Here is a 14,476-nt window from a genome sequence, read left to right as displayed (position 1 = left end):
CTCATGCTACGAGTGCGGCTGGGGACGGTTGCGCGGCGGGCCGTCGGCTTGCCTGGCGCTGGGCCAGGTTCCTGATGACGAGCTTGGCAATGGCGTCCGGTTCGGCGCCGGCCTCCAGCGCAAAGCGGCTGGCCGACACAAGAAAGCGTGGCGGCAGGTCGGGGACTTGCCCCGCCGCGATCAGGATGCCGCCGCGCCGGATGCGGGCTTCGTCGGCGCGCGAAAAAGGAATGGCATCAGCCAGCGCGTGCTGGCCCAGGCCGCGCCGCGGCTGGTAGGCGATCTCGTCGACGACAGCCGGGATGACGCGCGGCACGGCGGCGAGCAGGGCCGGCGGCAGCCGGTGCCCCCTTGCCGGATTGTAAAGGCCTCGCCACACGCGTTCGGCGCGCGCAGCCTCGGCGGCAAACCCCATGCGCCGCAGCATCTCGGTCAGGATCAGCACCCGGATCCAGCCGGTCGGATGGGCGCCGCCCGGGCGATAGGTCAAGGCACGTGCGCCTGGGTGGGCGAGGAACTCCATCATGCCCCAGACCGACGCCGTGCCGCCCAGCAAAAGTGCCGCGAGGTCGGCGAAAATCTCCTTGTGCCAGCGGCGCAGGATCGTCACCACCAGCGGGTCGAAACGCATCGAGGCGAGCCGGTTGCCGACCGCTTGAGCGTTCTCCTGCCACAGACCCATATCGGCCTGCAGATTGTGAGCGACCTCATGCAGGAACACCGACTGCCAGGGATTGTCGCGGTCCCAGGGCACGCGGATGACCGGGAACGGATTGCTGTCGCCAAGCAGCCGGGCCAGCGCTACGCCACGCCGCTGCGTGGCCGGCGAATAGCCATGTTCCATATAGGTCAGCGGCTTCAGCAGCGGGCCGCCGAACACGCCCGGCAAGGCGGCGCGGACAACCGTGTAGCAATCGAGCGCGATCGCGTCGTGGGCGGCGAGCGCCGGGGCGAAGCCGGAGCCGCGCTGCGACATGACCTCGAAGAACATGCCGAAGGTGCGGCGCAGCCGGTCGATCCTGCGGTCGAGCATCGCCATCTGAGTGAGTGCGGCCTGCGCCGTTGCCGGCGGCCAGCCGCGCTCGATCTCGGCGATGTGCCGGTTGATGCCGTTGCCGATGGTCGCCAGCCGCTTGTTGGCGGCATGGAAGTGAGCTCGTGACGGCGCATAGGGCAGGTCTTCGGGACGCAGCCCGATGCGCCGCGGCGTCAGGCGGTTCAGGCGCTGCGCGCGCGCTTTCAGCGCCCGCAGTTTGGTGTCCAGGAACCGCCTGGTCGAAGAACCAGCGCGCATCGCCTCGATCCTTCTTCTTGCACCGACAGGGTTTCAGTTGGGCCGGATGGTGATGCTGACCGGACCACGGATGACGATACGCCGTCTGCGCCCGCCACCATAACCGCCCGGAACACCCGCCAGGCCGCCAAGCGCCCGACCGGCGGCGCGCGCCAGGTTGCGTGCCGGCGCCATGCCGGAGCGGACTGCCGCGGCCGTGCGGCGCACGATCCGCCGCCCCCTCTGCAGGGGCTGTGTCAGCTGCCGGCGCAGCCCATGCCCGCGTGCCGCGACGCGGCGCGCCGTGCGTGCCAGCACCATCGGCCGCACCGAAGGTGGCGTGCGGCGGGTGACCGCCGTGCGGCGCACACTGTTGGCGATGCGCGGCAGGGCGCGGATCGCGGCCGGCCCGCCGCGGTTGACGAGCTGGGTCGCGGCGCGGCGCACGGTTCGCACCGCCTGCACGCGCGCTGCCGCCGGCATGCGCGCGGCAGCAGGTCCAAGCACGCGGCGGGCGGCAAGCCCGGCGACCAGCGGGATAGCGGCGCGGTTGCGCACCGCGAGTTCGGCGAAGGCGTCGAGCGCCTCGTCCTCGGAAGCCTCGTCCGCCATCAACTGGCCGACGACATTGGCAACGCCGCCTATGGCCGTGCCAACGCCGGGAATGAGGCTGGCGACCGGTGCCACGGCGCGGGCAATACGACCGATGGTGGGCGCGGCGCGGCGCACGGTGCGTACGGCACCACGGATGCCGCGGGCAATGCGACGGAAGAACTCGTCGCTGTCTTCAGCGGCAAGCGCGAAGCCGAGGGCCTGGTCCCAGCCGTCGTCGTCGCCTTCGTCGAAATCGTCGCCTTCGTCGAACTCGTCGCCCTCGTCGAATTCATCGCCGGCGTCCATATCGTCGAAGGCCGATGCCTCGTACTCGTCGCCGGCGTCATACTCGTCGCCTTCGTCGCCCTCATCGGCGCCGTCGAAGCCGTCGCCCTCGTCCATTTCGTCGAATTCGTCGTAGCTGTCGGCGGGGCCTTCCGCTTCATCAAAGGCTAGGTCGTCGAACATCGATTCGTCATAGCCGTCCATCTCGAGATCTCCTCTTGAGCGATCGGCCCCTCTGGGGACCAAAGCGATTAACGCCGGTCGGGAGTGTCTGCCCTGGTACGATGGCTCTCAAGTCGGCAGGACCGGGTAGCTCAAAGGTGGTCGTCAATATAAGTGACTATTCAGGTGAAATATTTTGTGCGTAGCTATAGTAATAATAAATATATTATTTAACATCAATTTTAATAGAGTTTGCTTTCGGCCCAGATTGCCGTTGTGCGCGGCCGATCATTCCGATGGTTGCGAAATACCTGGATTAAAAGCTTGGGCGGGACGCGCCGCAGCTTCCGCTCCGAACTTGCGTATTTCCTGAACGGGCAGCCATCATCATCAAGTCCCCCGCGCGAATGGAAAAATTGTTCGTCGCGGCCGCGACGAAAGGCCGATCGTTTCTTTCCCGGCAATCCGAAGTCGATGAGACTTGCGCGCGTTGATGGCGGCTACGGTCGCGCAGAAGTGCCTCCATGTTCAATCGGCTGGGTTTCCGGATGGTCGTTTCAAGCAACGCCCCGGAAAGCACTGGGAAAGGAGCTTGATATGCCAAGAATAGTGCCTGTGCTCGATCTGAGCCGTCTTGAGCAGGGCGCGTCGGAGCGCCGGACATTTCTGGCGGACTTGCGCTCCGCTTCGCGCGACATCGGCTTCTTCTATCTGGCCGGGCATGGCATCTCCTGGGCGGAGATCAGCGAGGTGCTCACCGCATCGCGCCGGTTCTTCGCCTTGCCTGAGGCCGACAAGCTGGCGATCGAAATGGTCAAGTCCTCGCAGTTTCGCGGCTATACGCGTGCCGGCGGCGAACTGACCAAGGGCAAGGAGGACTGGCGCGAACAGCTCGACATCGGCGTCGAACGCCAGGCAATCGCGCAAGGGCCGGGGATTCCCGCCTGGACACGGCTGCAGAGACCGAACCAGTGGCCCGCGGCGCTGCCGGATCTCAAACCGGCGCTGCTTGCCTGGCAGGGCAAGGTGACGGCCGTGGCGATCCGGCTGCTGAAGGCCTTCGCCCTGTCGCTCGATCAGCCGGAGGATGCTTTCGACCCGATCTACAGCAGCGAGCCCAACCATCGCATGAAGATCGTGCGCTACCCCGGCCGCGATGCGACCGGCGGCGACCAGGGTGTCGGCGCGCACAAGGATGGCGGTTTCCTGACGCTGCTGCTCCAGGATGACAATAAGGGGCTGCAAGTCGACTATGATGGAACCTGGGTCGATGTAGACCCCATTCCTGGTACGCTCGTCGTCAACATCGGCGAATTGCTCGAACTGGCCTCCAACGGTTATCTGCGCGCGACCGTGCATCGCGTGTTGACGCCGCCCGCCGGCGTCGAGCGTATTTCCGTGCCATTCTTCTTCAGCGCCAGGCTCGATGCGACGATACCGCTGCTTGGCCTTTCCGAGGAACTGGCGGCTCAGGCGCGCGGGCCGGCCAGCGACCCGGACAATCCGCTGTTTCGCGATGTCGGAACCAATGTGCTGAAAAGCCGGCTGCGCTCGCATCCCGACGTCGCGCGGCGCCATTATGCGGATCTGCTTGCGGGGGAAAGCCGGGTTGGCTGAGTTTGCTGGCCAAGAAAGGACAGGATTTTCGCCATTCTGGCCGATCTTTAGAAAACCGTTCGTCGTATCTGGCCGAGAATCGGTCCAAAAGAGAAAAATCCGTTCGGTGTTTTCCTCCCATTTCGCCGGGCGGTGTTCCCCTCTGAAGGTTTTGACCTTCTTTTTGGCCGGGCCGTTTTCGCGCCCGGCCTTTTTCTTGGTGCCGTCGCGTTGCCGCCGCCGTGCTGATCCGGCAAGCTCCGCCATAACTCGTTCGCCTGCCATCGGAAAGAAGGAGGGAATCTCATGACATCCAATGTCGCCGTCATCGCCGGTGCGGGCTCCGGCTTGAGCGCCTCGCTGGCGCGCCTCCTCGCGAAGGAAGGGTTCAGCGTCGTTCTGGCCGCCCGCAACATTGAGAAGCTCGGTGCATTGCAGGCTGAGACCGGCGCGCAGGCGGTCGCAACGGATGTCTCCGATCCCGTGTCGGTGGAGCACCTGTTCGATGTCGCCGACAAGGCCGGTCCGCTCTCGCTGGTGGTTTTCAACGCCAGCGGACGCGCCCGTGGACCGATAGCCGAACTCGGTCCCGAGGCGGTCCGGCAGGCTTTGCTGGTTGGCGCCTATGGCGGGTTCCTGGTCGGCCAGCAGGCGGCTCGCCGGCTGGTGGCTCTGGGTTCGGGTTCGATTCTCTTCACCGGCGCGACGGCAAGCGTGAAGGGCTTCGCCGGCTCGGCCGGTTTTGCGATGCCCAAATTCGGCCTGCGCGGACTGGCGCAGTCCATGGCTCGCGAACTGGCGCCGAAGAACGTCCACGTCGCGCATTTCATCATCGACGGCGCCATCGCCTCGGCCGCGTCCGCACAGGAATCCGGGCCGCAGGATCGCCGGCTGTCACCGGACGCGATCGCCGAGGCCTATCTCTCCATCCATCGCCAGCACCGCAGCGCCTGGACCTGGGAAATGGAGCTCAGGCCTTGGGTCGAGACCTTCTGATGGGGTGCGCGGGGTGCGACTTTGGTGCAAGCTGTGGGCACCGTTGGGAGGAGTCGACATTGGATGAGGATATCACTATATAGCGGCGGCTTCGCTGGCTTGCGCCTCGAGGCGCAACGTCAAAAGGCGGCTGTAGCGACAGCCATTGAGATTAAGAAACGGACTGAAAGCCGTAACAGGTAGAAGCAATTGCTCGGAGCGGGCCAAATCCCGCCAACGGTACAGTCCTTCAGAATCAGAAAATGTTCTTAACCCCTCGACTTCCTTCGGCTCTGTGGACCTTGGACGGCATTGACTTGCCGGGCGGCCGCGACTCGGCTGGAATGGCAGGATGCATCCTTTGCGGGATGCCGACGTTTATGATTACCAACCGGCTTTGCCGCCAGGGAACAGCAGTATGAGTGAACACGCGATCGAGTTCTTGCGGGGATGGATCGGCGAAAAGGTCCATTGCCAGTCCCAGGCCAGGATCGACAAGCAGGCCGAGACATTGGCGAGGGAATGCGCCGCCAAGGCGGCCGAGGTCGGCATCCCGCTGGAGGACATCCAGGAAGAGGTCGGCGACATCCAGGAACTCATTGCTTCCCGGCTGGAGGAAGCCGCTGAGGCCGACGAGCACCAGCAGGCGGCCAACAAGGCCGCGGAATAGATTTTAACGGCCATTCTGTCTGAATGCGCGGGCTGTTCGGCCCGCGTTTTCGTCTCAGCCCTCAGCCAAACTTTTCTTTCAACCATGCCTTCGGCAGTGCCGGCACGAAATTGCCGTCGCGTCCGGTCATGTCGTCATTGGCGGTCAGGGCGTTGAGGATCGATTCCTCGACCGCCTGGATCACGGCATCGAAAAACGGATCGATGTCTGTATCGGGAACGAAATCGGCCTTGGCGATCCGGCCCGACGGCGCCAGTGCGGCGGCAGGATTGGCTGTCGAGAAGGCGAGAAAGATGTCGCCCGAGCTGTGATAGCCGAAGCCGCCGGTCATGGCGACGCCGAGTGGCACGCGCCGGGCCAGCCGCTTCATCTGGTGCGGCAGGAACGGCGCGTCGGTGGCGACAACGGCAATGATCGAGCCCTTTTCGGCGCGTGGCGTGCCTTCGCGGACCGCCGGCTCCACGAGTTCCGGCCCGGCGCGCAGGCCACGAAGCGCAAAATTGCGCCGCTTGCCGAAATTCGACTGCACGAAGGCGCCAACCGTGTAGGAATGTCCCTGCCATGCGACGATGCGCGACGCCGTGCCCGAACCGGCCTTGAAGCCGAAGGTGATCATGCCGGTGCCGCCGCCGACGCTGCCTTCCTCGATCGGGCCGCCGGCAGCGCCATCTAGCGCTTCGCCAACATGCTCCCATGTCAGATGGTGACCGTTTATGTCGTTGAGAAACCCGTCATAGGTCTCGGCCGCCACCGGCAGGCCCCAGGCGCTGTCGAGTGCGGCCGGCAGCGCCTGATTCATCCAGCGCAGCGTGCCGTCACGCGAAACGCCGCAGGAATGCGTGTTGGTGATCGTGATCGGGAAGTTGAAAGCGCCGGTTTCCTCGATGATATGCGAGCCGGTCAGCTCGCCATTGCCGTTCTGGCTGAAAATGCCCGCGAAGACCGGTGTAGCCAGGTCGGCTAGCGGTCTGGGCAGGATCGCCGTGACACCGGTGCGCACCGGCCCCTTGCCGACGACGAGCGCGCCATCGCCTGAAATCAGCGTCGCATAACCGACCGCGACGCCGGACACGTCTGTGATTGCGTTGAACGGCCCGGGCGTTCCGTCGAAGCCGATGCCGAAGCTTCGCGCGCGCGGCTTGCCGCTGGGCGTTGCCAGATGGTGCGGATTGTCGGTCATGGTCAGAACAGCGATCCCTGATTGCCGGGCTCTTTCGCCTTGGCCGCCGGCCTGGCAGCCGGTTTTGGTCGCGCCGCACCACTGGTGGCCACGGCATCCGCCATGCCGTCGGCGAACTCCAGCGACAGCTCCATCCCCGATGCCACGTCGGCCGCCTGCTTGATGACGGTGCCGTCGGCATCCTTCACCAGCGCAAAGCCGCGCGCGAGGACGGCCTTGTGCGAAAGCGTGGTCAACAGGCGCTCGGCCTGGCTCAACTGGCCGCGCAGGCGCTCAAGCCGCAGTGAAATGACCCGGTCCTGCCGCCTGGCGAGCGCCGCCAGGGCGTCCCCTTGCAGCTTTTGCCGGCGCGCGATCGGCGCCGGCGACAACCGCGTCGCGGTGCGCGCAAAGCGGGCGCGCCGTTCGCGCACAATGGCGAAGAATGCCGCCTGCGCCCGGGCAAGGTCACGCCCGGTCAGCGTGCGCGCCTCGTTGATGCGCCGCGACAGCGTCGCCGGCGTCAGCCTTTGGCCCTGGAGACGCGCCCGCTTGCGATCGACGCTGACGGACAGGCCGCGGCCGAGCCTCGATGTCGCTTCGTCGAGGCGCCGGCGCGGCAGCGCCAGCAATTGATCGGGCGAGGGCAGTGCGCGCGCCGCCGCACGCGCGGCCTGCCGCTTGCGCTCGAAATTGCGTGAGATGGCTGCCTTGAGCCGCGCCCCAAGGCTGGCCAGCGTCGCTTCAAGGTCGGCCTTCACCGGCACGGCGATTTCGGCCGCACCCGTGGGCGTCGGCGCCCGCACATCCGCGACGAGGTCGATCAGCGTCCAGTCGGTTTCGTGGCCGACCGCCGAGATCACCGGAATGCCGGAGGCGGCGACGGCGCGGGCCAGCGCCTCGTCATTGAAGCCCCAGAGGTCCTCCAGGCTGCCGCCGCCGCGCGCCACGATCAACAGGTCGGGGCGTTGGATGGAACCATCCCAGGTCAGCGCGTTGAAGCCGTTGACGGCGTTGGTCACTTCCACGCCCGATGTCTCGCCCTGCACGCGCACAGGCCAGACCAGCACATGCAGCGGAAAGCGGTCCTTGATGCGGTGGATGATGTCGCGGATGACGGACCCGGTCGGCGAGGTGACGACGCCGATGACGCGCGGCATGAAGGGCAGCCGGCGTTTGCGGCCGGCATCGAAAAGTCCTTCCGCCTGCAGCCGGCGCTTGCGCTCCTCAAGCAGCGCCATCAGCGCCCCGGCGCCGGCGGGCTCGAGATTGTCGATGACGATCTGGTAGTTGGACTTGCCGGGATAGGTGGTGAGCTTGCCGGTGGCGATCACCTCCATCCCTTCCTCGGGACGGAATTTCAGCCGGCTCATCGTGCCTTTCCACACCACGGCGTCGAGCCGGGCGCGGTCGTCCTTCAGCGCGAAATAGGCGTGGCCGGAGGAGTGTGGCCCGCGATAGCCCGAGATTTCGCCGCGCACCCGCACATTGCCGAACACATCCTCGACCGTGCGCTTCAGCGCGCCGGAAATCTCGCTCACCGTATATTCGGTGGCGTTGGTGCGTGATTCGGATGCTGCTTCGCTCATCGGCCGATTGGGGGCTGGTTGGCGCCCCACGTCAAGGCGCCACGATCCTTCCTACCAGCCAGGCAGGATCTGGTTCGCCTTGGTCCGCCTGATCTTGGCATAGGCAAGTGCCGCGAAATCGAACGTCCCGGTCTCTTCGACGAGCGGCACCGAGATGTTGTCCAGGCTCTCCGAAATATGGCGGGCGAGTGCATCGACGATTTCCGGCCGCGAAGTCTGGCCGCGCATGATGCCGATGCGGCAGTCGGGCAGGGTGCCGAAGCCGTCGGCCTCACCCAGCACCCGCATGCCCGGCCTGAGCGCGCATTCCGGCAGCACCGAGATCGCCAGGCCTGACAGAACCGCGGCGGTGATGACGGTCGCCGAAAAGCTGGTGAACAGGATGCGGTAGTCGCGGTTCTGCTGGTCCAGCACATCGACGGCGGCGCGCCGCCAGATGCAATTCGGCCGGCCAAAGGCCATCGGCAGCGTTTCCTGTTCATGCGTCGCATGGTTGGCCGAGGTGACCCACAGCAGCGGCTCGCGCCGCACCACTTCCGACTGGCCGCGCACATCATTGTGCGTCACCAGCGCCAGGTCGAGATTGCCGCGCTTGATGTGCTCGACCAGCCCCGGCGTCGGCTCGCAGATGACTGTCAGTTCGACGCGCGGGTTGGAGCGTGTGAAGCGTGCCATGATCTCGGGCAGGAAACGGTCGGCATAGTCGTCCGGCGTGCCGATGCGGATCGTGCCTTCGAGCCGCTGGTCGTCGAAGGCGGCCAGCGTTTCGCGGTTGAGGTAGAGCAGCCGCCTTGCGTAGGAGAGCAGCTTGTCGCCTTCCTCGGTCAGTTTGTTGGTGCGCCCCTCCTTCTCGAACAGCGGCTTGCCTATCCGCTCCTCCAGCCGGCGCATCTGCATCGAAACCGCCGATTGGGTGCGGAGCACCTCTTCGGCTGCTCGCGTGAAGCTGCCGGTATCGGCAATCGAGATGAAGGTCTGCAACTGATCGAGATCGAGCGGCGCTTTCATCGGCGTGATCCATCACTGGTGTTGATGCTAAAGATTAAAAACATTCGTTGGATTAATCAATCGGTCGATGGCAAATTGCTGACATCCACATGAAGGCATGTGAATCGAAGCCGAAACGGTCGCTGTCGCCAGCGTCTGTTGCTTGGTTTCGTCCGCTCGACTCCGAAGGAGACTGCCATGACCACGATCGATTTCGCCACCGAGACCTCGCGCATCACCTCGCGTCCGGCCGTTGCGATGCGCGTGGCCAATACCGTCTTCAATTTCTACCGCGCCTGGAAAAACCGTCGCGCCTTCTACCGCCTTGGCGAGATGTCGGACGCTGAACTCGCCGATATCGGCCTGACGCGCGCCGACCTGCATGTCGCCATCGACGTGCCGTTCGGCCGCGACCCGACGGCGATCCTGCGCGAAATCGCCAGCGATCGTGTGGAAACGGTCGAGGACATCGCCCGCAAGGTGGCCTGATCGGCTGATTTTCGGCCGCATTGAACCTTTTCAGGGTTCAGCGCGACCAAGGATTATGCAGGCTCCCCACTCCCTGCCGGTTCCCCGCCGGCCTGCCTGCACATTGCCCGGTCCTCCCAAGGATCGGGCTTTTCTTTTGGAATCAGGCGAAGGCCAGCTTTTGCGACGGCTTTGGTATCGCTCGCCCAAGGTCGTTTGCAGCTTCTATCCAGGATGCTATGGCGTCTTGGACGTTCGCGATGGCCTCTTCGGGAGTGTCGCCATCGCTCATGCAACCCGGCAGATCAGGTACAAAAGCCGAAAATCCACCACCGTCCTCCAGGGAAAGTGGTGCGATGACGACCGGATACTCAAGTCTGTCCATCATGACCCTTAACCTCGTCGATGAATGCCACGAGTTTCCGGATATATACGGGTTTGATCGGGCGTTTGAAAGGCACCGTCAGAATGTCGGCCATCGCTGAATGATAGACCTTGTAGTGCGAGCCGCCCGATCTTGGCGGCGCGCATTGGACGCCTGCCTCGTCACAAACGGCTCTTACATCCGCTATTGACCAGTCGCCACGAGGGTTGCGGCGCATCTGCTCCAGTCTTTACCCACGGATGTCGCCTACCGCCGGTCCATGTCCCGCTTGAACTGGTCGAAGATCGTTTCCACGCCCTTCTGGTAGTCGTCGCGCTGCTGGGCGCCGGTCTCGAACATCTTGCCGAACAGATCGTCGAACGGGTTTCTTGGTCGGCCGCTCGGGTTGGTCTGCGGCTGCGGGGCCTGGCGCTGCTGCGGTGCCTGGGGTTGTGGCGCCGGCTGCCCTCCAGGCGTGCCGAAGCCACCGCCTCCACGCAACATCTCCTCGAAGATTTTCCCGAGCGGGTTGTCGCCATAGGGGCTCTGCGTCTGCTGGGGCTGCGGCTGTGCCCGGCCTTGTGGCTGTGGGGTACCGCCACCGAACATGTCGTGCAGCACCTTGCCCAACGGATTGTCGCCATAGGGGTTGGGTGCCGGCTGCGGCTGGCTCTGCGGTTGCGGCGTGCCGCCGCCGAACATGTCCTGCAGGACCTTGCCGAGCGGATTGTCCATCGGGCTCTGCGGCTGCGGCGCCTGGCGCTGTTGCGGAGCCGGGGCCTGCATGCCGCCGCCTTGCCGCATCATCTGCTCGATGATCTCGCCCAACGGATTGTTGCCGCCGCCAAAACCGCCGGCGGCTTGCATCTGATTTGTCGTCTGCTTGAACAGTCCGCCCATCACCATCGAGGCGATCGCGGGCAGCATCTGCTGCAGGATCTGCTGGCTGACGCCGCTCGCTTGCGCCGCCTGGCTGGCGACGGCGCGCGACAGGTCCTTCGAGCCGAACAGATGTCCCAGAATGCCGTTGCCTTCGTCGACGCCTTGCGGCGAGAAGGCGCGGGTCGCGTCCTCGAAATACTTGGCGTGCTGGCCGCTTGCCATCGCCGTCATGAAGGCGCCAAGCCCGTAAGGATCGGCGGTGTTGCGTTGCAGCCCCTGCGAAAAGGCCGGCAGCAATGCGGCGACGGCAGCCTGTGTCTGCTGCATCGAAAGCCCATATTGCTGGGCAAGCGCCTGCATGCCGTTGCCGTTCTGCGCCTGCGTCAGCATGTCGAACAAGGTAGGCATCGGCTTCTCCTCCGGGAAATCCTCGTAGGAGAGCCTAATTCGTTTCAACGCTCGATTGAAGCAGCTTTTGCCGCTTCTTAACGCGCTGGGTTAATAGGCGTATTCCATGAACACCGGCTCGATCGAGCCGCCCCAGCGCGTGTGGTAGGCGGAAAGCATCTCCTCGGCGCTGGTCGTGCCGCGCGCAACCACCTCATCCAAAGTGTTGAGGAACGAGGTTTCGTCGTAGCCGTCGCGATTCTTCTTGCCGCGGTTCTTCAGCCCCGTGCGCGAAATGGCCAGCACGTCGCGGGCGATCTCGCGCAGCGTGGTATTGCGGAAGGGTGCGCCAATGCCGAGCTCCGGCACGGCGTTGCGCATGGCCAGCACTTCCTTGTAGGTCCAGCTTGCGGTCAATGCCTCGGCCGCATCGAGTGCTGCCTCATCGTAGAGCAGCCCGACCCAGAAGGCCGGCAGCGCGCAGATGCGCCGCCACGGTCCGCCGTCGGCGCCGCGCATTTCGAGGAAACGCTTCAGCCGCACATCGGGGAACAGCGTCGACAAATGGTTCGCCCAGTCGCCCATCGTCGGCAGGCCGTCGGGCACTTCGTTGCGTGCGGCACCGGCCATGAACTGGCGGAAGGTGATGTGCGTCATGTCGTGATAGTGGCCGTCGCGAATGACGAAATACATTGGCACGTCGAGTGCCCATTCGACATAGTCGGCGAAACCGAAATCGGGCGAGAAGCAGAATTCGAGCAGGCCCGAGCGCTGGTTGTCGGTGTCGCGCCAGATGTCGCCGCGCCAGCTCTGCAAGCCGTTCGGGTGGCTCTCGGTGAAGGGCGAATTGGCGAACAACGCCGTCGACAGCGGCTGCAGCTTCAGCGACACCTGCATCTTGCGGCGCATGTCGGCCTCGCTCTCGAAGTCGAGGTTCACCTGGATCGTGCAGGTGCGGTACATCATGTCGAGGCCCTTTGTGCCGACCTTGGGCATGTAGCGCGTCATGATCTCATAGCGCGACTTCGGCATTTTCGGCGTCTCGGCCAGCGACCATTTCGGGCTGCCGCCCAGGCCGAGGAAGCGGATGCCCATCGGCTCGGCGATCTCGCGCACCTGCGCCAGATGCGCATTGCCCTCGCGGCAGGTCTGATGGATCGTCTCCAGCGGCGCCCCGGAAAGCTCGAACTGGCCGCCTGGCTCCAGCGAAATCGCGCCCTGGCCGGTCGGCTCGACCAGGCCGATGATGCGGCCGTCATCGATGATCGGGTCCCAGCCGAGCTTTGACTGCATGCCCTCGAGGATGGCGCGGATGCCGCGGTCGCCGCCATAGGGCACGGGCGCGTTGCCATCGACATAGAAGGGGAACTTCTCGTGCTCGGTGCCGATGCGCCATTTGTCGCGCGGTTTGTTGCCTTCGGCCAGGTGCTCGACGAGTTCGTCGATGTCTTCGATCGGCCGGAAATCGGTTGTGTCGCGCGCCATGATCAAGCCCTCAAAAGCGGCCGAAGGAGCCGCCGGCGGTAAATGGACGAAATGTCAGCAGCCGATCAAGCGAAAAATCCTGAGCCACAGGTCAAGAGGAATTGAAGGCCACGATCCAGGCGGCCTCTTGCAAGACATGACGTCCTACCAGTCTCCGACAGTTGCCTGCATCACCGCAAGTGCGGCCACGGCCGCCGTGTCGGCGCGCAGGATGCGTGGCCCGAGCGGAATGGCGGTGACGAAGGGCAGGGCGCGCAGCATCTTGCGCTCGTCGTCGGAAAAGCCGCCCTCCGGCCCGACCAACAGCGCGAGCTTCTTCTCCTTTACCGCCTGCAGCGCGGCCAACGGATTGTTGGTCGAGGCGTCCTCGTCGCAGAAGACCAGCCGCCGCTCCTTGTCCCAGCCGGTCAGCAGACGGTCGAACTTTTCCGCCTCGCGCACCTGTGGCACCGCCAGGATGCCGCATTGTTCGGCGGCCTCGACGACATTGGCGCGCAGGCGATCGATGGACGGCTTGGCCACTTGCGTGTGCTGGGTGATGACCGGCTGCAGGATGCCGGCGCCCATCTCGACCGCTTTCTGCACGAGATAGTCGAGCCGCCCCTGCTTCAGCGGCGCGAAACAATAGATGAGGTCGGGTAGCGGTGGTTGCGGCCGCTGCAATGCCAGCACCTTCAGCCGCACTGCTCTTTTTGTTTTCGCCGCAATGGCCGCCGACCATTCGCCGTCGCGGCCGTTGAACAGCAGGATTTCGGCGCCTTCGCCAAGCCGCAGCACATGCTGCAGGTAATGGCTCTGCTGCTGGTCGGCGTCGAACTCGGCATCCGGCCCGAGGTCGTCAGGCACGAACAGACGTTGCATCTTGTAGTTGGCGCGCATGGTTGAGGAATGAGCGAGCCGGCCTCCGGCGTCAAGCCTCGGCAGACGGATGCCACACCGGCCGAAAGCCATGCCGCAGGACGGCAAGCGTTGTCTCGGGGGTCAGCAGCACAAGCGCCTTGTCTTCCAGTTGGCCAAGGCCGACGTGTTGACCATATCCGGCGAAGGACCATCGCAACGCTTTGCCTTGATGCAAGGCATAGGCGTTGCCGCCAGCAGCGATCACCGCGCCGTCCGGCAGGCCGGCCAGCTGGTCCATCGCAACAGCAGGCCGTTTGCCACGCGAAGCCAGCCGCTCCTTGTGCAGGCGCTTGTCGACCTGCGGTGCGCGCGGCTCGGCAATGGCGAAGGCCTTGCCGAAGCGGCCGACAAAATCCTTGGCCCGTTCGCGCTGGCAAAAGAAGCAGGGGCGGTGCCCTGCCGCCAGCGCCGTCACCTCGTCGAGGAAAAACAGCTCGGTCCAACCGGCCTTGCCGCCAGGACGGTTTCTGCCCATCGGCTCGCGCCGCACATTGCGGAATTGGCACACGCAGATGATCCAGGCCTGAAGCGCCCAGCGTTTCCTGAGCAGCGTCTTGGTCGCGGGATCGTGGATGATGCCGCGATTGCCGGTGAACAGCCCGCGCTCCGGCACGGCGTGGATGGCGCCGAACGGATCGACCCGGTTCTGCAGTGGCATAGTTCTCTCCTGCGATACACATCTTGGCTGCAACGCGGGCGG

Annotated in this window: 14 protein-coding genes; 4 read left to right on the top strand and 10 right to left on the bottom strand. The window is 64.9% G+C overall.

The window, feature by feature from the left end; translation table 11 throughout:
- Nucleotide 1: 1 nt before the first annotated feature.
- Both CKW40_RS00650 and CKW40_RS00645 read right to left on the bottom strand, forming a co-directional pair.
- Nucleotides 2-1,294, bottom strand: a complete 1,293-nt coding sequence (locus CKW40_RS00650) for a hypothetical protein (RefSeq protein WP_095198034.1) — start codon at nucleotides 1,292-1,294, stop codon at nucleotides 2-4.
- A 33-nt stretch (nucleotides 1,295-1,327) separates the two neighbouring features.
- A complete protein-coding gene (locus tag CKW40_RS00645; protein ID WP_095198033.1) occupies nucleotides 1,328-2,356 on the bottom strand; it encodes a hypothetical protein in 1,029 nt (342 codons plus the stop codon).
- Nucleotides 2,357-2,911: 555 nt separating this feature from the next.
- Here CKW40_RS00645 and CKW40_RS00640 point away from each other — a divergent pair.
- The 3 genes from CKW40_RS00640 to CKW40_RS00630 all read left to right on the top strand — a co-directional run bounded on the left by CKW40_RS00640 (nucleotide 2,912) and on the right by CKW40_RS00630 (nucleotide 5,555).
- Complete coding sequence (locus tag CKW40_RS00640; protein WP_095198032.1) at nucleotides 2,912-3,931, top strand: isopenicillin N synthase family dioxygenase; 1,020 nt, start codon at nucleotides 2,912-2,914, stop codon at nucleotides 3,929-3,931.
- A gap of 285 nt (nucleotides 3,932-4,216) precedes the next feature.
- Complete coding sequence (locus CKW40_RS00635) at nucleotides 4,217-4,906, top strand: SDR family NAD(P)-dependent oxidoreductase (RefSeq protein WP_095198031.1); 690 nt, start codon at nucleotides 4,217-4,219, stop codon at nucleotides 4,904-4,906.
- A 397-nt stretch (nucleotides 4,907-5,303) separates the two neighbouring features.
- Nucleotides 5,304-5,555, top strand: coding sequence for a DUF768 domain-containing protein (locus CKW40_RS00630; RefSeq protein ID WP_095198030.1), 252 nt, complete (start codon nucleotides 5,304-5,306; stop codon nucleotides 5,553-5,555).
- Between the two features lie 61 nt (nucleotides 5,556-5,616).
- Here CKW40_RS00630 and CKW40_RS00625 read toward each other — a convergent pair whose 3' ends face one another.
- The 3 genes from CKW40_RS00625 to CKW40_RS00615 are packed head-to-tail and all read right to left on the bottom strand — an operon-like array spanning nucleotide 5,617 to nucleotide 9,311.
- Nucleotides 5,617-6,735 carry a DmpA family aminopeptidase gene (locus CKW40_RS00625; RefSeq protein ID WP_095198029.1) on the bottom strand — a complete coding sequence of 373 codons (1,119 nt, stop codon included), beginning with the start codon at nucleotides 6,733-6,735 and terminating at the stop codon, nucleotides 5,617-5,619.
- A 2-nt stretch (nucleotides 6,736-6,737) separates the two neighbouring features.
- The gene (xseA, locus tag CKW40_RS00620; RefSeq protein ID WP_095198028.1) at nucleotides 6,738-8,303 is read right to left on the bottom strand and encodes an exodeoxyribonuclease VII large subunit; all 1,566 of its coding nucleotides are present in this window, start codon (nucleotides 8,301-8,303) and stop codon (nucleotides 6,738-6,740) included.
- A 51-nt stretch (nucleotides 8,304-8,354) separates the two neighbouring features.
- The gene (locus tag CKW40_RS00615) at nucleotides 8,355-9,311 is read right to left on the bottom strand and encodes a LysR substrate-binding domain-containing protein (protein ID WP_095198027.1); all 957 of its coding nucleotides are present in this window, start codon (nucleotides 9,309-9,311) and stop codon (nucleotides 8,355-8,357) included.
- Nucleotides 9,312-9,488: 177 nt separating this feature from the next.
- Here CKW40_RS00615 and CKW40_RS00610 point away from each other — a divergent pair, with 177 nt between their 5' ends.
- Nucleotides 9,489-9,779: a DUF1127 domain-containing protein gene (locus CKW40_RS00610; protein WP_095198026.1), complete on the top strand. Its 291-nt coding sequence runs from the start codon at nucleotides 9,489-9,491 to the stop codon at nucleotides 9,777-9,779.
- 142 nt (nucleotides 9,780-9,921) lie between these two features.
- Here the strand turns inward: CKW40_RS00610 and CKW40_RS00605 are convergent, their stop codons facing one another.
- The 5 genes from CKW40_RS00605 to CKW40_RS00580 all read right to left on the bottom strand — a co-directional run bounded on the left by CKW40_RS00605 (nucleotide 9,922) and on the right by CKW40_RS00580 (nucleotide 14,434).
- The gene (locus CKW40_RS00605; protein WP_095198025.1) at nucleotides 9,922-10,146 is read right to left on the bottom strand and encodes a type II toxin-antitoxin system HicB family antitoxin; all 225 of its coding nucleotides are present in this window, start codon (nucleotides 10,144-10,146) and stop codon (nucleotides 9,922-9,924) included.
- 243 nt (nucleotides 10,147-10,389) lie between these two features.
- The gene (locus CKW40_RS00595; protein WP_095198023.1) at nucleotides 10,390-11,412 is read right to left on the bottom strand and encodes a DUF937 domain-containing protein; all 1,023 of its coding nucleotides are present in this window, start codon (nucleotides 11,410-11,412) and stop codon (nucleotides 10,390-10,392) included.
- A 90-nt stretch (nucleotides 11,413-11,502) separates the two neighbouring features.
- Nucleotides 11,503-12,876 (bottom strand): glutamate--cysteine ligase, encoded by a 1,374-nt coding sequence (locus tag CKW40_RS00590; RefSeq protein ID WP_095198464.1) that lies wholly within the window; start codon nucleotides 12,874-12,876, stop codon nucleotides 11,503-11,505.
- A gap of 144 nt (nucleotides 12,877-13,020) precedes the next feature.
- Nucleotides 13,021-13,755 carry a 16S rRNA (uracil(1498)-N(3))-methyltransferase gene (locus tag CKW40_RS00585; RefSeq protein WP_095198022.1) on the bottom strand — a complete coding sequence of 245 codons (735 nt, stop codon included), beginning with the start codon at nucleotides 13,753-13,755 and terminating at the stop codon, nucleotides 13,021-13,023.
- A gap of 31 nt (nucleotides 13,756-13,786) precedes the next feature.
- The gene (locus tag CKW40_RS00580; protein WP_095198021.1) at nucleotides 13,787-14,434 is read right to left on the bottom strand and encodes a hypothetical protein; all 648 of its coding nucleotides are present in this window, start codon (nucleotides 14,432-14,434) and stop codon (nucleotides 13,787-13,789) included.
- Nucleotides 14,435-14,476 lie beyond the last annotated feature (42 nt).

The sequence above is a fragment of the Mesorhizobium carmichaelinearum genome (genome assembly GCF_900199455.1).
GTDB lineage: Bacteria > Pseudomonadota > Alphaproteobacteria > Rhizobiales > Rhizobiaceae > Mesorhizobium > Mesorhizobium carmichaelinearum.
This window is presented reverse-complemented; position numbering and strand designations above follow the sequence as displayed.